We start from the raw sequence: 19,100 nt of genomic DNA on the forward strand, positions 1-19,100 counted from the left end.
GGTCTCACATCGGGTGGCGACAGGTCATGATGCGGCGTTCTCCGGTAGAGGAACGCAGCAGGAGCGTTTGGGTTTCGATACTGTCGCCTCGCGGCTTGAGCCCGGCGACCAGCGAGCCTTGCGTCACGCCGGTGGCGGCGAAGATCACGTCGGACGACACCATCTCGTCCCTTGTGTAGACGCGGTCGAAATCTGTGATGCCGGCCTTTTCGGCGCGGCCCCGCTCGTCATCGTTGCGAAAGAGCAGCCGACCCCAGATCTGGCCGCCCAGGCATTTCAGGGCGCCGGCCGCCAGCACACCTTCGGGTGCGCCGCCAGAGCCCATGTACATGTCGATTCCGGTCGCCTCGGGATCGGCGCAGTGCATGACGCCGGCCACGTCGCCGTCGCCGATGAGATAGATCGAGGCGCCGGTGGCGCGCAGTTCGGCGATCGTGGCCTCGTGGCGGGGGCGTTCCAAGACGCAGACGGTGATGTCCGAGGGGTCGACGCCCTTCTCCTTGGCAAGGGCCCGGACCCGTTCGGCGGGGGACATGTCGAGCGAGACCACGCCGTCGGGATAGCCGGGTCCGACGGCGAGCTTGTCCATGTAGACGTCCGGCGCGTGCAGCATCGTGCCACGCGGCGCCATTGAAATCACTGTGAGCGCGTTCGGCATGGCCTTGGCGGTGATGGTGGTGCCTTCGAGCGGGTCGAGCGCGATGTCGACCTCAGGGCCGTTCCCCGAGCCGACCTCTTCACCGATATAGAGCATCGGTGCCTCGTCCCGTTCGCCCTCGCCGATAACCACGGTGCCGGCGATGTCCATCGCGCCCAGTTCCTGGCGCATGGCGTTCACGGCGGCCTGATCGGCGGCTTTCTCGTCGCCGCGGCCGATCAGCGGGCGGCAGGCAAGCGCGGCTTGTTCAGACACGCGGGCCAAGGCGAGTGAGAGGAGGGCGTCGTTGAAAGGGGCGGTCATGAAAAAGTCCTTCGGGTCTTGAGGCCGGTCCAGCATTAACGGCTGGCCCGGCGTGGCACAAGGTCGGGCGCGTGCCTTAGACGCTTTCGATGCGCAGGGCGACGGGAGAGGAAGCGACGACATCGACCTGCGACAACGCCTCGAGCGCCGAGGCCAGTGCCGATGGCGCGGTCTTGTGGGTGACGATCAGCACCGGGGCGGTCGCCTCTTCGTGACGGTACTGGCGCATCCGGTCGATCGACACGCCGGCGTTACCAAGGATGGTGGCGACTTTGGCCAGCGCACCGGGCTTGTCGTGCAGCGCCATGCGCAGGTAGTAGGGCACGGCCGCTGCTTCGGACGCCGTGGCCGGTTTGCCGAGGTCGGTGGCAGGAATGCCGAAGGTGGGCAGTCGCACGCCGCGTGCGATGTCCATCACGTCGCCCATAACCGCGCTGGCGGTGGGTCCTTCGCCGGCGCCGGGGCCGCGCAGGACGATCTGTTCCACGGCGTCGCCTTCGAGGACGACCATGTTGGTGCCGCCTTCAAGCTGGCCCAGCGGAGAGTTTTTCGGCACGAGGCAGGGCGACATGCGCTGTTCCAGCCCGCGCCCGGTCATCCGGGCGACGCCCAGAAGCTTGATGCGGTAGCCCATATCGGCGGCCTGTTTGATGTCGGCGATGGTGATTTTCTGGATGCCTTCAAGGCTGATGGCGTCGAAATCGACCTGCGTACCGAAGGCGATGGAGGCGAGGATGGCCAGTTTGTGGCCTGCGTCGATGCCGCCGACGTCGAGGTTCGGATCGGCCTCGAGATAGCCCAGTTGGTTTGCTTCCTCGAAGACGTCCTCATAAGGCAGGCCGGAGGACTGCATCCGGGTCAGGATGTAGTTGCAGGTGCCATTCATCACGCCCATGACGCGGGTGATCTCGTTGCCGGCGAGCCCCTCGGTCAGGGCCTTGATCACGGGGATGCCGCCCGCGACGGCGGCCTCGAAGCGCAGGGTGCGGCCTGCGGCTTCGGCCTGTTCGGCGAGGGCTTGACCGTGGATGGCGAGCATCGCCTTGTTGGCGGTGACCACGTCCTTGCCGGCGGCAAGCGCGGCCTCGGTCGCGGCCTTGGCGGGACCGTCGGAACCGCCCATCAGTTCGATGAAGACATCGACATCGTCGCGGGTGGCCAGCGCCACCGGATCGTCTTCCCACTCATAGCTCGATAGAGAGACGCCGCGATCCTTGTCACGGGTGCGGGCGGAGACGGCGGAAATCGCAATCGGGCGGCCGGCGCGGGCAGCGAGAAGGCTGGCCTTCTGGCGAACTATCTTGACGACGCCGGTGCCGACGGTGCCGAGCCCGGCGATCCCGAGGCGAAGGGGGGTGGTCATGGGCGTTTCCTTGAGATTTTGTCGAGGCGGGTTGACTGGGGTTTAGCCGGTTGCGACAGGCCTTGCAACGCGGGTTTCTTGCCGCGCGAGGCCGTTTTCTTGAAAAGAAAACGGGGCGAAATCATTGAAAGATTTCGGGCGCGCTGGGTGGCGGGTGTTATTGCGGCACGTCGATCGTGATCTTGCGGTCGAGCCGCGCCCGCGAGGTATCGTCGATTACGGAGCCGCGCAGACGGGCGGCGCGGGCGCGCAGGGCGGCGACGCGGGCCTCGAGCGTGCGGGTGGTCTGCTCGCTGGTGCGCGGCGCGGCGACGCGGGCGCGCAGGTCCTCGACCGGCAGAAGGTCGGGATAGGGCGCGCGCCGCGTTTCGCGAGACGTAGCGTCGTCCAGTTCGGGAAACTGGGTGCAGGCTGACAGCGCGAGGGTCAGCGTGAGGGCCGTGAGGCCTATGAAGCGGCGCGGCGACGTCATGGTGCGTCTCTCATGCCACCGATCACGGTCGACAAGCAAGCGGGGCTTTTATCTGAACGGTCGTTCAGTTACCTATATTGCATGGCACGCACGCAAGGTTCGCATTCCAAGACCACAGGCCCGCGGGTGCGCGAGGCCGCGATGCGGCTTTTCGCACGGCACGGGTTTGCTGCCGTGTCGATGCGGCAGATCGCGAACGAGGTTGGGGTGCAGGCGGGGGCGCTCTACAATTATACGCCCGACAAGCAATCGCTGCTGTTTGACCTGATGCGCGAGCACATGGACGCGTTGTTGGCCGCATGGCAGGCCGAAGACCCAGGCGGCGACGATCCCCGCGTCCGGCTCGAGGCGTTCACGCGGTTCCACATCCGGTTCAATACGCGGCGGGCCGACGCGGTGTTCGTGTCCTACATGGAGTTGCGTAACCTGACGGCCGAGAATTTTGAAGCTGTCACCGAAATGCGTCGGGTCTACGAGACCCGGCTGGAGGAGATCCTGTGCGCCGGGCAGGACGCGGGGGTCTTTACCTTGGCAGAGCCGCGGATCACGGCGATGGCGGTCATCGCGCTGCTGACCGGGGTCAATACCTGGTATCGCGAGGCGGGACGGCTGAACCTGGACGAGGTCGAGACGCTGTATTGGGACATGGTGCGCCGGCTGGTCGAGGGATAGCGCCGGGCGGAGCTTTTCTTTTCGCACTCGCGCCGAGTCCGCAATCCGGCTATCAGGCCGCCAACCGAACATGGAGACGGCGGGGATGGACGACGACGAGGTATTGGCGGTCATGCAGGCATCGACGGGACGGCGCGTGCTGGGCGTCGGTTGCCTTGCGGTGCTGGGAGCGGTGCTGATCTGGATCGGGCTGACGCGCAGTTTCGATGCGGTTGCCTGGCAGGCGTTCCTGGTTCTGCTGGGCGCCGCGGCGGTCTGGATGGGAGACGCGATGCGCCGGGCCACGGCGCAGAGGGTCGAACTGACACGGCACGCGGTGCGCAGCAGCGACGGCGAGGTGATCGTGGCGATTTCTGATATCGAGACGATGGACCGGGGCCTTTTCGCCTTCAAACCGTCGAACGGATTCCTGGTGAAGGCGAAAACGAAAGCCCCGGCGCGGTGGCGCCCGGGGCTGTGGTGGCGGATCGGTCGCCGGATCGGGCTGGGCGGGGTCACGCCCGGACACCAGTCGAAAATGATGGCCGAGATGATCGCCGCCCTGATGGCAGATCGCGCCTGAGGCGCGGATTAATTCTGAAGCCCGCAGACCCCTTCGTAGCAGATCTGGGGCGCGAAGCGGATCGCGCTGAACACCCGGGTGCTGATGGTCACGTCGTTGAGGCCAACGTTGAAGAGCGGTTCATAGGACGAGGTGGACTCGACCAGGATGATCTCTTCGCCGTCCGCGACGTCGGGCAGGGTAGCATGCGAGTCCTTGACCTGCGCGGTGGTCAACTGGGCCATGGGGCCTGTGCCGCGCACCTGCGACCAGGCGATACCGTATTCGTCGGCGTCTTTGTCGTAGGACACGACCGAGACGCGGATCTGGTTGACGCCGTTGTCGTTGGTGATCTCGTCGAACAGGATCTTGGCGTTGTCGATATAAATCGAAGTCAGGCCGGCCGCCCGCGTTTCGCGAGAGATCATGTCCGCGATGGTGAACGTGCCCTTTTCACGGACGCTCTTGTAGCGGTGGATCTCGAAGAAGTCGAAAGTGGCGGCCATACCCCAGAAGAGCAGGGGCAGTGACAGCACGGATTCGACCGTGAGCGAGCCGCGCGTTCCTTCGAGAAAACTGCGCAGGGAAACTTTGAGACGGGCCATCAGCATCAGTTCGGCTCCTGTACGAAGGCGGTCATGGAAATGATCGAAGCCTCGCCGCTGCCATCCTTCTCAAGTGCCGAGCCCAGGAATTCCTTGGGGAAGAAGGGCTCGTACTTGTAACAGGCGCGCATCAGCATCAGCTGGTTTGCGACACCGGGGGTGAAGGTGCGCACGGGCTTGGCCGGTTCGGCCTTGTCCGTGCAGTCAGCCGTCGTATCCAGCGATTGCAGAGCGAAGATGTCGGCCGGGCGCATTTCCAGCCGCAGCTTGTCCTTGCAGTTCAGAACCATGACTGCGTTGTCGCAGACAATATCCTTGATGGCGTCATGCTGGGGGGCGGTACCTGTCCCGAGGCGTACCTCGCGCACCGCGATATCCATGCCGCGTTCCAGCAGCGTGTGGCGCATCGTCACGAAACCCAGCTCGATCGACATCAGGATGAACGACAGATAGATCGGAAAAATGATGACGAATTCGACCGATGCCGAGCCGCTTTCTTCATAGCCCAGACGCAAAAGCGCTGTTTTAAGTCTGCGGATCATTGCGTCAACCTCAGGGCTTGCATGTTGCCGGCGATGGAACCGAACGCATCGGTGATGTCGAGGCCCTCGACACGGTAGTAATGCGCGTTGGACGAAGCGCAGCCTTTCAGAGCAGTTTCGGCAACGCCACCCTCCGAGATTTCAAAGCCAATCGTGTAGATGATAGAGCCTGCCCTTTTCGCGGCACCGCAGACTTCGTTCATCCGCCGGTTTTTGGTTTCGCCGGTGATGCTTTCGGAATAGCGATAGTCATTCCAAGGCTCCCAGTTGCCCGTTATCTGCCCATAGTAGTAAGGCGACATCAGACCCCACGCCTCTTCCCAAGAAAGATCTTCGCTGGAAATGAAACCGGGGATGCTATTTTTGAAATCATTGAATTCCGCGGCCGTGTGCCAGCTACCTGACTCAACGTTATAGAAAGCCTCTCTCTCGTAATCCCCGTGTCGGTTGGTCGGATCGGGATCTTCAAGAAAATATGCCGATCTTTCCACGCCGTCGCCTTTATAGATGCATTCCCATCCGCCTCTGGAACACATTTGTTCGTACCAAGGGTGATCATAGTGACGGTCCTTGTTGCGGTTCTGGTAGGCGTACTGGAATTCCATGTTCTCGTACTTGACCTTGTGGAGATCAGAATGGGCGCCTCGGAATTCGGGGTTCGACTTGTCAAAGAAATATGTCGTGGTGTTCTGTCCGTCGCCCATGACGATCATGACCTTAAGCGTTTCAGGCTGGTCGTAGTCGGCGGGGACGTTCGTTAGAGATGCATCGATTTCCCCGTCAGCAATGAGCGACGCAGATACTTCGCGCCAATCAGGGTGCAACAGTGCGGAGCCGTATTTGATCCCCTGATCGGTCGACGTGTTGCCTGCAGCTTCAAGCCCGTCGATCTTGGCGTGCAAATCCGAGACGCTGAAAGAATAGGGCATGATCTGGAAGTACTCGTCCGTATAGCAGGACCGCCATTCCGAATCCAAATTGTCAAACCCGCCATACATCGAGGTGTACACGGCCTGCTTGAGGTTCTGTCCCGAACTGTTGGAAGAGGAGCCCGTCGCTAGAGAAGCGTGTGAGTAGTCGTTTTCTTCGAGATAGAGACAGTTGGAGTACGAATGGTCTTGGCCGACGGCCAATACCTTGAAGATCCCGTCCGTGGGCGTGACTGAAGTGCTGAACGGCACAATAGAGATAACGGTGCTACCTTCCACGGAGTTGCCAAGGATTTTAGTCACAAATGACTTGGCTGCAGTCTTGAGATTGCCGATCTTCCCGTTGTCATCCATCGATCCGGATACGTCCAGGACGAGAACTACTTCGAGCTTGGGTATCCGCATCTCGGCCGTAGACTGGACCGTGGCCGAGAGCTGCTCCACTCCTGAAAGCTTCATCAGGTATGTGTCCATGTCGAAATCGGCGGACGCCGTCACTTTAGACGTGTTGAGTGTCATTGTGATGTCGTCTTCGTCGATCATTTTGAGGTATTGTGCCATCCCAGATTTGGCGAAGTAATCTTCGACGACATGCTTGGCTTCATCTTCTGACGAGGCGCCGGCCCCGGCCAGAACGGCGGAATCCAGCGTCGCCTGCAGGTGCGCGCGGTGCATCTCGTGGCGCATCGTGTCGATGCCGAGGCCAGCCATCACGAGCATGAAGATGAAGATGAAAAGCGTGAGGATGACCATCGAGCCATCCTCGTCTTTGCGGAAATTCGAAACGCGGCTACGCGCCATTGCGTATGTCGGCAGGGATGTACTTTGTTGCGACCGGATTATAAATTTCGACACGATCATTTTTTGACACCTCTTCGGATGGTTCCCGCCCCAGGAACGGATTAAATCTCTGTTGTTATCAGGAAGGTCTATGGTCAAATTAAGGCGAAAACGGGAAGAAATTGGCAGTATTGACGACCAGCAAGAGATAAATCTTTCAAATCTTCCAGACTGTTACGGAACGGTCGACAAAGCCGGGAATCGCGGCTCGGCCGCGCGGTGCACAGGCACCCGGGAGGCGGCGGGCATCTATGGTGGACAATTGGGACACTTCGCTTAACCATTGTGACATGCATGCGGGCTATGGGGAGTCGTGCCACATGCGCCAGAAGAGGGAGACCCAACCATGAATGCACCGATCAAGGAGCCGACGTTTCGCGAAAGCGTGGACCTGATGTTCAACCGCGCGGTATCGCTGATGGATCTGCCGCCGGGCCTCGAAGAGAAGATCCGGGTCTGCAACGCGACCTACACGGTGCGGTTCGGGGTCCGCCTGCGCGGGCACATCCACACCTTCACCGGCTATCGCAGCGTGCATTCCGAGCACATGGAGCCCGTGAAGGGCGGCATCCGCTATTCCATGGCGGTGAACCAGGACGAGGTCGAGGCGCTGGCGGCGCTGATGACCTACAAGTGTGCATTGGTCGAGGCGCCTTTCGGTGGATCGAAGGGCGGATTGTGCGTGGACCCGCTCGAATGGGACGAGCATGAGCTGGAGTTGATTACGCGACGGTTCGCCTACGAGCTGGCCAAGCGCGACCTGATCCATCCCGCGCAGAACGTGCCTGCGCCTGACATGGGCACGGGCGAGCGCGAGATGGCATGGATCGCCGACCAGTACCGCCGGATGAACACCACCGACATCAACAGCCGCGCCTGCGTTACGGGCAAGCCGGTCCATGCCGGCGGTATCCAGGGCCGGACCGAGGCCACCGGCCGCGGCGTGCAATACGCGTTGCAGGAGTTCTTCCGTCATCCCGAGGACGTGAAAGCAACCGGCATGAGCGGGTCACTGGACGGCAAGCGAGTGATCGTGCAGGGCCTCGGCAATGTGGGCTATCATGCGGCCAAGTTCCTGTCCGAGGAAGATGGCTGCAAGGTGATCGCGGTGATCGAGCGCGACGGTGGCCTCTACGACGAGACCGGGCTGAACATCGATGAGCTGCGGACCTGGATCGCCAAGCATGGCGGCGTCGACGGGTATCCGTCTGGGACGTACGTGAAGGATGGCGCCAAGTACCTGGAAGAGGAGTGCGACATCCTGATCCCGGCCGCGATGGAGGGTGTCATCAACCTTGGCAATGCTGACCGTATTCAGGCGCCGCTGATCATCGAGGCCGCGAATGGTCCGGTTACGGCGGGCGCAGACGAGATTCTGCGTGGCAAGGGTACGGTGATCATTCCGGACATGTATGCCAACGCGGGCGGTGTGACGGTGTCCTATTTCGAGTGGGTCAAGAACCTGAGCCATATCCGGTTCGGGCGGATGGGCCGCAGGCAGGAAGAGGCGCGCCACGAGCTGATCGTACGCGAGTTGAGCCGGCTGGACGATCATCTTGAAGGCGCGTGGTCGATGACGCCGGATTTCAAGCAGAAGTACCTGCGCGGTGCAGGCGAGCTTGAACTGGTGCGGTCTGGCCTGGACGACACGATGCGCGCGGCCTACCAGACCATGCGCGAGACGTGGCACGCCCGCGAGGACGTGACCGACCTGCGGACGGCGGCCTACCTTGTATCGATCGACAAGGTCGCGACCAGCTATCGCGCCGCGGGCCTCTAGGCGCGGACATTTGGCCGCGACGGTGAAAAAGACCTGCCGCTGCGGCGGGGTCGAAGTGACACTCGCGGTGCCCGCCAGCGGGGCGGGCACCCGTGTGACCTGCTACTGCAAGGACTGTCAGACCGCGGCGGGCCTGTTTGGTCACGCGGACGAGCTCTTGTCGCCCGGCGGCGGCAGCGAGATTTGGCAGACGACGCCGGATCGGGTCATGATCGACGCCGGGGCGGAGCATCTCGAAATCCTGCGCTTGTCGCCCAAAGGCTTGTTTCGCTGGCACGCGAGATGCTGCGATACGCCGATCTTCAACACCATGTCGCGGGTGGGCTTGCCCTTTGTCGGCGTGGTTCTTCGGCAGGCAGAGTTGGACGGCATGGCGTCCGGGCTGGGACCGTCGCAATGCCGGGCGTTTACAAAACATGCAAGGCCCGAACCAGGTCCGCCCCAGTCCGATCATGGATTTATCGGTGCAGGCCTTCGTGTTCTGGGCCGTATGACTAGTGCGTGGACCAGCGGGCGGGCAAAGTCGAACCCTCTTCTAACTGCGGAAGGTGTGCCGATCGCGCCGGTCTCTGTCATTCCTTTGGTGCAGCGCCAGCGGGCCACGCCAGACCACCTGCGCTGAACGGTCCGGTTTCGCCGGTCGCGGACGCAGGGGCCAGTTGCCATTCCTCTTCGAACTTGCTTCACTCGCGCCCGTGGCGATGGAGATGACAAGATGCGGTTTTCGGGGCTGCGCGTCCTCAGGGAAGGTCTGACCGGCAATCGTGGCTGGCAGGCGCATTGGCGCGATGCAAGTCCGAAGGATGCCTATGACGTGGTGATCATCGGAGGCGGCGGGCATGGGTTGTCGACGGCTTATTACCTTGCGCGCGAGCACGGGATCACCAATGTCGCGGTGCTGGAAAAAGGGTACCTGGGCGGCGGCAATGTGGGGCGCAACACCACCATCGTGCGGGCGAATTATTTTCTGCCCGGCAACTCGGAATTTTACAGCCACTCGCTGAAGCTGTGGGAAGGGTTGGAGCAGGAGCTGAACTACAACGTGATGCATTCGCAGCGCGGGCAGATCGTGCTGTTCCACTCCGACGGGCAGCGCGACGCGGCGATCCGCCGTGGCAACGCGATGCGCAACCAGGGCGATGACGCGGAGCTGCTGAGCGTTGCGCGGTTGAAGAAGGTGTTGCCGTACCTTGATTACGCGCAGGCGCGGTTCCCCATCTACGGCGGGCTGTTGCAGCGGCGCGCAGGAACGGCGCGGCATGATGCGGTGGCTTGGGGCTATGCCCGCGGGGCGAGCGACCGGGGTGTGGACCTGATCCAGAACTGCGAGGTGACGGGCATCGACATCGAGGGCGGCGTGGTCAAAGGCGTGCAGACCTCACGCGGGGCGATCCGGGCCAAGAAGGTCGCGGTGATCGTCGCGGGCCGGTCAAGCCAGGTGGCCGCGATCGCCGGAATGCGCCTGCCGATCGAGAGCCATGTGTTGCAGGCCTTCGTGACAGAAGGGTTGAAACCCTGCATCGACCACGTGGTCAGTTTTGGCATGGGGCATTTCTATATCAGCCAGTCGGACAAGGGCGGGCTGGTTTTTGGCGGGGACCTGGACATGTATGCCAGCTATGCCGCGCGGGGGAACCTGCCGCTGGTCGAGCACGTGATGGAGGCAGGCATGACCCTGATGCCGATGATCGGACAGGCGAAGGTGCTGCGCAGTTGGGGCGGAATCATGGACATGAGCCCGGATGGCAGCCCGATTATCGACCGCGCGCCGGTCGAGGGGCTCTACCTGAATTGTGGCTGGTGCTATGGCGGATTCAAGGCGGTGCCCGGCTCGGGGCATTGCATGGCGCATCTGGTGGCGACGGACCGCCCGCACAAGGCGGCGGAACGGCTGCGGCTGGACCGGTTCCGCACCGGGCGTGGGCTGATGGATGAGGAGGGTACGGGTGCACAGCACAACCTGCATTGAGGCGCTTCTGGCGGGCGTCGATCGATGAGTATTTCTGGCAAGAAAAAGCCGGGGGTGGTGGCATGAGGCTGCCCTGTCCGATTTGTGGCGAGCGGGACCGCCGGGAGTTTTACTATGCCGGTCACGCGGTGGCGCTGGAACGCCCCGGTGAAGGCGCGGGCGCGAAGGCATGGGACGATTACGTGCACAACCGCGAGAACGCCTGTGGCGAGACGCGCGACCTGTGGTTTCACGAAAGCGGCTGCGGCGCGTGGCTCGTGGTGACGCGGGACACGGCCAGCCATGCGGTTCTGAGGGCGGTGCTGGCGGAAGAGGCGGCGCGATGAGGCTGGACGGTGACGGGCTGATCGACCGGTCGCGGCGACTGGCCTTTACCTTTGATGGGCGGCAGCACCTTGGGTTCGAGGGTGACACGTTGGCCTCGGCGCTGATGGGCGCGGGGGTCAAGGTGGTGGCGCGGTCGTTTAAGTATCACCGGCCGCGGGGCATTTTTACTGCGGGCAGCGAGGAACCCAATGCGCTGGTCACCCTGGGGCATGGCGCGGGGCAGGAGCCCAATGCGCGGGCCACGATGGTGGAGCTGCACGATGGGTTGCAGGCGTTCGGGCAGAACGCGTGGCCGTCGGTTGAGTTCGACCTGATGGCGGTGAACGACCTCGGTGCGCCGTTCCTTGGCGCGGGGTTCTACTACAAGACCTTCATGTGGCCGAGGGCGTTCTGGGAGAAGGTCTACGAGCCGGTCATTCGCCGGGCAGCCGGGCTGGGCACCCTGTCGCGAAAGACGGGTCCGGAACGGTGGGAGCGCGCCTTTGCGCATTGCGACGTTCTGGTCATCGGCGCGGGACCTTCCGGGCTGATGGCCGCGATGACGGCGGCCGAGGCCGGGGCGGACGTGATCCTGGCCGAGGAGGACACGCGGGCGGGCGGACGGCTGAATGCCGAGGTCGAGGAGGTGGATGGGCAGGCAGGTCATGCCTGGGCCGAAGCGATGCGGGTGCGGCTGGCGGCTATGGGGAATGTGCGGGTGATGACGCGCACCGCGGTGGTGGGGGGCTATGATCAGGGCACATATGCTGCGCTGGAGCGTTTGGCGACTAAGGCGGATCGCGCGTTGAAGGGATGCTTCTGGCGGATCGTCGCCAAGCGGTCGGTTCTGGCGGCGGGGGCGATCGAACGGCCCGTGGCATTCGCCAACAACGACCGGCCCGGTGTTATGATGGCGGGCGCCCTGAGGGCCTATGTGAACCGTTGGCGGGTATGCCCCGGACGCCGCGTAGCGGTTTTCGCCAACAGCGATGCGGGACATCGAACGGCGCGGGACTTGAAGGCGGCGGGCGTTCATGTATCGGCGCTGATCGACGCGCGAGCGGATGCGGTCTGTGACCTCGACGTGCCGTTTTACGCGGGTGGGCAGGTCTGTGGCACCGTTGGGCGCAAGGGGGTGGAGGCCGTGCGCTTTCGGCAAGCCGACCGGATCGAGACGGTGCAGGTCGACGTGCTGGCCATGTCTGGCGGGTGGAACCCGAGCGTGCACCTGAGCTGCCACATGGGCGGGCGGCCCGTGTGGGACGAAGGGCTGGCGGCGTTCCTGCCGCGCGAGGGGGCGGTGCCGGGGATGCGCTATGCGGGAGCGGCGATGGGGGCGTTCTCGACCCGCGGATGTCTGGAAAGCGGTGCTGCGGCGGGCAGGGCGGTCGCCGAGGACCTTGGGCTGCAAGCGGTTGAGGCGCCTGTGCCGGGGGCGGAAGACGGCACCTATGAGATCACGCCGTTGTGGCATGTTCCGGGCAAGGGCCGGTCATGGCTGGATTTCCAGAATGACGTCACGGTGAAGGACGTGACGCTGGCTGCGCAGGAGAATTTTACCTCGGTCGAGCACATGAAGCGCTACACCACCCAGGGCATGGCCCCGGACCAGGGCAAGAATTCCAACGTCGCGGCGCTGGCGGTCTTGGCCAACGCCACCGGGCGCGGGATCGCAGAGACCGGGACGACCACCTTTCGCCCGCCTTATGTGCCGGTGCCGATTGCCGCAATGGGCGCGGGGGCGAAAGGCAAGGGTTTCGCGCCGGAGCGGTTCACCACCTCGCACGCGACCAGTGTCGCGCGCAACGCGCCGATGATCGAAGCGGGGCTGTGGTACCGGCCCAGCTATTTCCCGAAAGAGGGTGAAACGCACTGGCGGCAATCCTGCGACCGCGAGGTGCGGATGGTGCGCGACCACGTCGGCATCTGCGATGTCTCGACACTGGGAAAAATCGACGTGCAAGGGCCGGATGCGGCGGCGTTCCTCGATTTCCTGTACACCGGCATGATGTCGACGCTGAAGGTGGGGCGTGTGCGCTATGGCCTGATGCTGCGCGAGGACGGGCATGTCATGGATGACGGCACTTGCGCGCGCCTGGGCGACCGGCATTTTCTTGTCTCCACCACCACGGCGGCAGCAGGGCAGGTGATACGGCACATGGAGTTCGCTCACCAGGTGCTGCGGCCCGATCTGGATGTGCGCTTTGCCTCGGTTACCGAGCAATGGGCTCAGTTCGCGGTGGCCGGGCCGAAATCACGGACGCTGCTGGAGGAGGTGGTCGGGCAGGCGCTTGGCAACGAGGACTGGCCCTTCATGGCGTGCGGGGACGTGCGAACGGGTGGCATCGGGGCGCGGCTTTTCCGGATCTCGTTCTCGGGCGAGCTGGCCTATGAGATCGCGGTGCCGTCGCGATATGGCGCGGCGCTCTTTGATCTGCTGGTCGAGAAGGCCGAGGCGCTGGAGGGCGGTCCTTATGGTATGGAGGCGCTCAATGTCATGCGGATCGAGAAAGGGTTCATCACCCATGCCGAGATCCACGGGCGCACCACGGCGTTCGACATCGGGATGCAGGGCATGATGAGTGACAGAAAAGATTTCATCGGCAAGGCGATGGCGGCGCGGCCGGGATTGATGGACGAGGACCGGGCGCAGCTTGTGGGGCTGAAGCCGGTGGGCGCGGTGAAGGAACTGATCGCGGGGGCGCATCTTTTCGCTCCTGGCGCGGAGGCGGTGAGCGAGACCGACGAGGGCTACATCACTTCGGTGGCGTTTTCACCGATGCTGGGGCATGTGATCGGGCTCGGGTTTCTGGCACGGGGCCGGGCGCGGATCGGTGAGCATGTGCGGATGGTGGAGCATCTGAAAGGCTCGGCGACGCTGTGCGAGGTCGTTGCGCCGGGCGGTTTCGATCCCGAGGGAGGGCGGATGCGTGGGTGAGCTGACGGCGCAGAGCCCGATGGAGGGAATGCTGCCGACAAGGATCGGCGGTGTCGCGCTGCGCGAGGTCGACCTTGGCGCGCTGACACTTGTCATGCCCTATCGCGGCGCGGATCATGCGCTGTCGGGCGCGCTGGAGGCCGCGCATGGGCTGCCCTGGCCCGACGCGGGGCGAATGACAGGCACGACGGAGCGCGGTGTGATGTGGTTCGGGCGCACGCAGGCCCTGCTGATCGGTGTGGAGCCGGGTAAGGGACTGGCGGTTCATGCGGCGCTGGTGGACCAAAGCGATGCGTGGGCGGCTGTCGAGATCGAGGGCGACAAGGCCGCCGAGGCGCTGGCGCGGCTGACGCCGGTAGACCTGCGGACCGGGGTGTTCGGAGTGGGGCACACGGCGCGGACGGAAGTGGCGCATATGGCGGCCTCGCTGACGCGCACGGGTGAGGCGACGTTTCTTCTTATGGTCTTTCGGGCCTTTGCGCGGACGCTGGTGCATGAGCTTGGCACGGCGCTGGAAGGGGTTGCCGTGCGGGCGGCGCGTTGACAGAGTTGGGCCTGTACCGGGGGTGGCCGAAAGGACGGGCGATGTTTGGCAGGATATTGTGGATGGCCGGGGCACTATGCCTCGCGGTGCCGATGTCGGTCGCGGCGGCGGTGGACAAGACGGTCATATGCACCGAGACCGCGAAGGTCGTCGGGATTGCCGCGGCCGAGCGAAAGGCCGGCAAGGACGCTGAGCGCATCAAGCGAGAGCTGACCAGCGGTGCCGCCAAGGTGGAGGCCCGGCTGACGCCCATGGTGCCGCCGCTGGTGGACTGGGTGTTCACGATCGACGCACAGGAAATGGGCAAGCCGGATGCGGCCCGCGTCGTGACAGAGCGCTATCGCGAAGGCTGTCTGGGGTTCCAGCCCTAAATCGTGCAAACCGCCTTGGCGCGGGCATTCGGTTGGACCATATTACAGGGATGAGCCTGCCACCCGGATTCCTTGACGAGCTGCGCACCCGCACCTCCCTCGTGCAGGTGGTGGGGCGCAAGGTCATGTGGGACAACCGCAAGTCCAACCAGGGCAAGGGCGACATGTGGGCACCTTGCCCTTTCCACCACGAAAAGACCGCCAGCTTTCACGTCGATGATCGCAAGGGCTATTACTATTGCTTCGGCTGTCACGCGAAGGGCGACGCCATTTCCTTTGTGCGCGAGACCGAGAACGTGGAGTTCATGGAGGCGGTAAAGATCCTGGCGCAAGAGGCCGGAATGACCGTGCCCGAGCGCGACCCTCAAGCCCAGGCCAAGGCTGACCGGCGCACGCAGTTGGTAGAGGTGATGGAGATGGCGGTGCGCCATTTCCGCCTGATGCTGAAGGCTGGGGCGGGGGGCGCGGCGCGCGACTACTTGGCGGGGCGCGGCCTGGATGAGGCGGCGCAGGACCGTTATGATATCGGGTTTGCTGCCGACGCGTGGAAGGATCTGTGGGACCACCTGACAGGCAAGGGCGTCGAGGACGACCTGATCCTGCGCTGCGGGCTGGCCAAGCCGAGCAACAAGGGCGGCAAGCCCTATGACACGTTCCGCAACAGGATCATGTTCCCGATCCGCGACCCGCGGGGGCGTTGCATCGCCTTCGGCGGGCGGGCGATGGATCCGGATGACAACGCGAAATACCTCAACAGCCCGGAAACCGAGCTTTTCGACAAGTCGCGCACGCTTTATCATCACGGCCCTGCACGTGAGGCGGCGGGCAAGGGGCAGCCGCTGATCGTGGCAGAGGGCTATATGGACGTGATCGCGCTGGCCGAGGCCGGGTTCGGCGCATCGGTGGCGCCCTTGGGCACAGCGGTGACGGAACACCAACTGGCCATGCTGTGGCGAATCGCGGACGAGCCGATCGTGGCGCTGGATGGCGACACGGCGGGGCTGCGCGCGGCCTACCGGGTGATCGACCTGTCGCTGCCGTTGCTGGAGGCGGGCAAGTCGCTGCGCTTCGTGCTGATGCCAGAGGGGCAAGACCCCGATGACCTCTTGCGGGCCGAGGGGGCGAGTGCCGTTCAGGCGCTGCTGGACAAGGCGATGCCGATGGTCGACCTGCTGTGGCAGCGCGAGACGGAAGGGCGCGATTTCGACAGTCCCGAGCGCAGGGCGGCGCTGGACAAGGCGCTGCGCGAGAAGATCATGACAATTCGTGACCCAAGCCTGCGCAGCCACTACGGACAGGCGATCAAGGACCTGCGCTGGCAGTTGTTCCGGCCGAAGCCCAAGAGCGGCGGCGGATTTGCGGCGCGGGATGGCAAGTGGCAGAAGATCGAGCCGGTGCGGGCGACGACGAAATCCTCGCTGCTGGTGGCGTCTGGAGATGCGGCGCAGACCCATCTGCGAGAGGCGGTGGTTCTGGCCACGCTGATCCGCAATCCCGAGATCCTGCCGGAGTTCGAGGTCGACCTGGATCGCCTGCAATGCGAGCCGCCGCATCACGGACAGATCCGCGATGCGCTTCTTTTTCATCAGCCCGGCGGCACCGGCACGCTGGAATCCGAATTGTCGGAAAGACTCGGCCTCAACGTGGTTGAAAAACTGTTGTCGCTGCCCCATGTCGCGTTAGTTCCTGCTGTGCGGCGCCCGGGGGATGCGGAGCTTGCCCGCATGACCGTTGGCGAAACACTGGCGAAGCTGGAGGCAGACCGCGGTTTGGCGGCTGAAATCCGGGAAGCCGAGCAGGACATTGCTGGTGTTGCCGATGAAGCCGTGACATGGCGGCTGAACGAGGCAGCACAGGCCCGTAACCGGGCATGGACCAGCCAGCAGGAAGACAAGACGGAATATGAGCGGGGCCAAAACGGTGCCCCGGTCAGCCGCGCAGAGAGAGAGCGATTCGATGCGTTGCTGGATCAGATCGGGTTCAACAAAGGGTCTGACGGGTAACGCTTTGAATGTTATCTTAAGCAATCAGGGGTTAAGGGTTTGCGAATCACCCCGTCGCCATGTTGATTCGGTTTAGCGAATCACCTTCACCCAGATGGGATCAGGAGAGCTGAATGGCCGCCAAGGACACCGACGACGATCAAAAGACCGAAGAACAGGACGCCGAAATCTCGCTCGATATGAGTCAGGCGGCCGTCAAGAAGATGATCGGCGAGGCGCGGGAACGCGGCTTCATTACCTATGACCAGTTGAACAAGGTCCTGCCGCCCGAACAGGTGTCGAGCGAGCAGATCGAGGACGTCATGTCGATGTTGTCCGAGATGGGCATCAACATCATCGAGGAAGAAGAAGCCGAGGAAGAAGAGCAGAAGACCACCGCCGTTGCCGAGATCGGCAAGAAGGGCGAGGTTGCGCTTGGCTCGGGCAAGGACGAAAAGCTCGACCGTACCGACGACCCGGTGCGCATGTACCTGCGCGAGATGGGGTCCGTGGAACTGCTGAGCCGCGAAGGCGAGATCGCGATCGCCAAGCGGATCGAGGCCGGTCGCAACACCATGATTTTGGGCCTTTGCGAAAGCCCACTTACCTTCCAGGCGATCACGATCTGGCGCGACGAGCTTTTGGGTGAGGACATCCTGCTGCGCGACGTGATCGACCTTGAGACGACGTTCGGCGACCAGATGGGCGACGGCGAGACCGACGAGCCCGTGGTCGAGGCCGCGAACATTGCCAGTGCCCCGAACGAAAAGTCCGAAGACAAGAGCGAGCCCGAGCTTGACGCGGACGGCAACCCTATCGCCAGCGACGACGATGAGGACGACGAAGAACAGGCCAACATGAGCCTCGCGGCTATGGAAGCCACGCTGAAGCCGCGCGTATTGGAAACGCTCGACAGGATTGCCTCGGATTACGAGAAACTGAGCGAGATGCAGGACAGCCGCATCTCGGCCACGCTGAACGAGGACGGGTCGTTCAGTGACAAACAGGAAAAGACCTACCAGAAGCTGCGGTCCGAGATCGTGGAACTGGTGAATTCGCTGCACCTTCACAACAACCGGATCGAGGCGCTGATCGACCAGCTTTATGGCATCAACCGCCGGATCATGCAGATCGACTCGGCCATGGTGAAGCTGGCCGACCAGGCGCGCATCAACCGCAAGGAATTCGTCGACGCGTATCGCGGCCGCGAGCTTGACCCCAACTGGCTTGAAGACATGGCCCAGAAAGAGGGGCGCGGCTGGAAGATGTTCATGGAGCGCAGCCCCGAGAAGGTGGAAGAACTGCGCGCCGACATGGCCCAGGTGGGCCAGTACGTGGGCCTCGACATCAGCGAGTTCCGCCGCATCGTGAATCAGGTGCAGAAGGGCGAGAAGGAAGCACGCCAGGCCAAGAAGGAAATGGTCGAGGCCAACCTGCGGCTCGTGATCTCGATCGCCAAAAAGTATACCAACCGGGGCCTGCAATTCCTGGACCTGATCCAGGAAGGCAATATCGGCCTGATGAAGGCCGTGGACAAGTTCGAGTATCGTCGTGGCTACAAGTTCTCGACCTATGCGACGTGGTGGATCCGCCAGGCCATTACCCGGTCGATCGCCGACCAGGCGCGCACGATCCGTATCCCGGTGCACATGATAGAGACGATCAACAAGCTGGTGCGCACGGGCCGCCAGATGCTGCACGAGATCGGCCGCGAGCCGACGCCGGAAGAGCTGGCCGAGAAGTTGCAAATGCCGCTTGAGAAGGTCCGCAAGGTGATGAAGATCGCCAAGGAGCCGATCAGCCTCGAGACGCCGATCGGCGACGAAGAGGACTCGCAGCTGGGCGATTTCATCGAGGACAAGAACGTGATCCTGCCGTTGGACTCGGCCATTCAGGACAACCTGAAGGAGACCACGACGCGGGTCCTGTCGAGCCTGACGCCGCGCGAGGAACGCGTGCTGCGGATGCGGTTCGGCATCGGGATGAATACGGACCACACGCTTGAGGAAGTGGGCCAGCAATTCTCGGTCACGCGCGAACGTATTCGCCAGATCGAGGCCAAGGCGCTGCGCAAGCTGAAGCATCCCAGCCGGTCACGCAAGCTGCGGTCGTTCCTCGATCAGTAGGCCGTGAGGCTATTCACCCAATGACATTGAACGGCGCCGGAAGGCGTCGTTTTCTTTTGTTTTCTGTCATCGCCCAACCAAAGACCCCTTGGCCTCAACCAAGGGGTCTGCGCATTTCTTTCCACATCTGAACGGCTCTTTTCAACTAGAGCCAGCTTT

Annotated in this window: 17 protein-coding genes; 11 read left to right on the forward strand and 6 right to left on the reverse strand. The window is 63.3% G+C overall.

The window, feature by feature from the left end; translation table 11 throughout:
* Nucleotides 1-4 precede the first annotated feature (4 nt).
* From glpX to PVV74_RS13120, 3 genes are all read right to left on the reverse strand, one after another.
* Nucleotides 5-961 (reverse strand): class II fructose-bisphosphatase, encoded by a 957-nt coding sequence (glpX, locus tag PVV74_RS13110; protein WP_274593498.1) that lies wholly within the window; start codon nt 959-961, stop codon nt 5-7.
* 76 nt (nt 962-1,037) lie between these two features.
* A complete protein-coding gene (locus PVV74_RS13115; protein WP_274593499.1) occupies nt 1,038-2,324 on the reverse strand; it encodes a homoserine dehydrogenase in 1,287 nt (428 codons plus the stop codon).
* Nucleotides 2,325-2,481: 157 nt separating this feature from the next.
* The gene (locus PVV74_RS13120) at nt 2,482-2,796 is read right to left on the reverse strand and encodes a hypothetical protein (RefSeq protein WP_274593500.1); all 315 of its coding nucleotides are present in this window, start codon (nt 2,794-2,796) and stop codon (nt 2,482-2,484) included.
* A gap of 81 nt (nt 2,797-2,877) precedes the next feature.
* Here PVV74_RS13120 and PVV74_RS13125 point away from each other — a divergent pair, with 81 nt between their 5' ends.
* Nucleotides 2,878-3,468 carry a TetR/AcrR family transcriptional regulator gene (locus tag PVV74_RS13125; RefSeq protein ID WP_274593580.1) on the forward strand — a complete coding sequence of 197 codons (591 nt, stop codon included), beginning with the start codon at nt 2,878-2,880 and terminating at the stop codon, nt 3,466-3,468.
* An 85-nt stretch (nt 3,469-3,553) separates the two neighbouring features.
* Nucleotides 3,554-4,030, forward strand: a complete 477-nt coding sequence (locus PVV74_RS13130) for a hypothetical protein (RefSeq protein WP_274593501.1) — start codon at nt 3,554-3,556, stop codon at nt 4,028-4,030.
* Between the two features lie 8 nt (nt 4,031-4,038).
* On the opposite strand, the gene PVV74_RS13135 is transcribed toward PVV74_RS13130, so the two are convergent.
* Genes PVV74_RS13135 through PVV74_RS13145 form a run of 3 tightly spaced genes read right to left on the reverse strand, consistent with a single transcriptional unit; the run spans nt 4,039 to nt 6,946 of the window.
* Nucleotides 4,039-4,620, reverse strand: a complete 582-nt coding sequence (locus PVV74_RS13135; RefSeq protein ID WP_274593502.1) for a TadE/TadG family type IV pilus assembly protein — start codon at nt 4,618-4,620, stop codon at nt 4,039-4,041.
* Nucleotides 4,620-5,156, reverse strand: a complete 537-nt coding sequence (locus PVV74_RS13140; RefSeq protein ID WP_103764391.1) for a TadE/TadG family type IV pilus assembly protein — start codon at nt 5,154-5,156, stop codon at nt 4,620-4,622. Before PVV74_RS13140 ends, PVV74_RS13135 begins: the two co-directional genes overlap by 1 nt.
* The gene (locus tag PVV74_RS13145) at nt 5,153-6,946 is read right to left on the reverse strand and encodes a pilus assembly protein TadG-related protein (protein ID WP_274593503.1); all 1,794 of its coding nucleotides are present in this window, start codon (nt 6,944-6,946) and stop codon (nt 5,153-5,155) included. The genes PVV74_RS13140 and PVV74_RS13145 overlap by 4 nt, the downstream gene beginning before the upstream one ends.
* 325 nt (nt 6,947-7,271) lie before the next feature.
* Between PVV74_RS13145 and PVV74_RS13150 the strand changes: the two genes are divergently transcribed.
* From PVV74_RS13150 to rpoD, 9 genes are all read left to right on the forward strand, one after another.
* On the forward strand, nt 7,272-8,705 hold the full coding sequence (locus tag PVV74_RS13150) for a Glu/Leu/Phe/Val family dehydrogenase (RefSeq protein ID WP_274593504.1): 1,434 nt from the start codon (nt 7,272-7,274) through the stop codon (nt 8,703-8,705).
* A gap of 22 nt (nt 8,706-8,727) precedes the next feature.
* Complete coding sequence (locus PVV74_RS13155) at nt 8,728-9,327, forward strand: DUF6151 family protein (RefSeq protein WP_274593505.1); 600 nt, start codon at nt 8,728-8,730, stop codon at nt 9,325-9,327.
* Between the two features lie 93 nt (nt 9,328-9,420).
* Nucleotides 9,421-10,674, forward strand: coding sequence for a sarcosine oxidase subunit beta family protein (locus PVV74_RS13160; RefSeq protein WP_274593506.1), 1,254 nt, complete (start codon nt 9,421-9,423; stop codon nt 10,672-10,674).
* A 62-nt stretch (nt 10,675-10,736) separates the two neighbouring features.
* A complete protein-coding gene (locus PVV74_RS13165) occupies nt 10,737-11,000 on the forward strand; it encodes a sarcosine oxidase subunit delta (protein WP_274593507.1) in 264 nt (87 codons plus the stop codon).
* Nucleotides 10,997-13,918: a sarcosine oxidase subunit alpha family protein gene (locus tag PVV74_RS13170; protein WP_274593508.1), complete on the forward strand. Its 2,922-nt coding sequence runs from the start codon at nt 10,997-10,999 to the stop codon at nt 13,916-13,918. Before PVV74_RS13165 ends, PVV74_RS13170 begins: the two co-directional genes overlap by 4 nt.
* Nucleotides 13,911-14,462, forward strand: a complete 552-nt coding sequence (locus tag PVV74_RS13175; RefSeq protein WP_274593509.1) for a sarcosine oxidase subunit gamma — start codon at nt 13,911-13,913, stop codon at nt 14,460-14,462. The genes PVV74_RS13170 and PVV74_RS13175 overlap by 8 nt, the downstream gene beginning before the upstream one ends.
* A 62-nt stretch (nt 14,463-14,524) precedes the next feature.
* Entirely contained in the window at nt 14,525-14,833 is a 309-nt protein-coding gene (locus PVV74_RS13180; protein WP_274593510.1) for a hypothetical protein, read from the forward strand.
* 50 nt (nt 14,834-14,883) lie between these two features.
* The gene (gene dnaG / locus PVV74_RS13185; RefSeq protein WP_274593511.1) at nt 14,884-16,836 is read left to right on the forward strand and encodes a DNA primase; all 1,953 of its coding nucleotides are present in this window, start codon (nt 14,884-14,886) and stop codon (nt 16,834-16,836) included.
* 113 nt (nt 16,837-16,949) lie between these two features.
* Entirely contained in the window at nt 16,950-18,941 is a 1,992-nt protein-coding gene (gene rpoD / locus PVV74_RS13190; protein WP_103764381.1) for an RNA polymerase sigma factor RpoD, read from the forward strand.
* Nucleotides 18,942-19,100 lie beyond the last annotated feature (159 nt).

It is taken from the genome of Roseovarius sp. SK2 (assembly GCF_028807495.1).
Classification (GTDB): Bacteria; Pseudomonadota; Alphaproteobacteria; order Rhodobacterales; family Rhodobacteraceae; genus Roseovarius; species Roseovarius confluentis.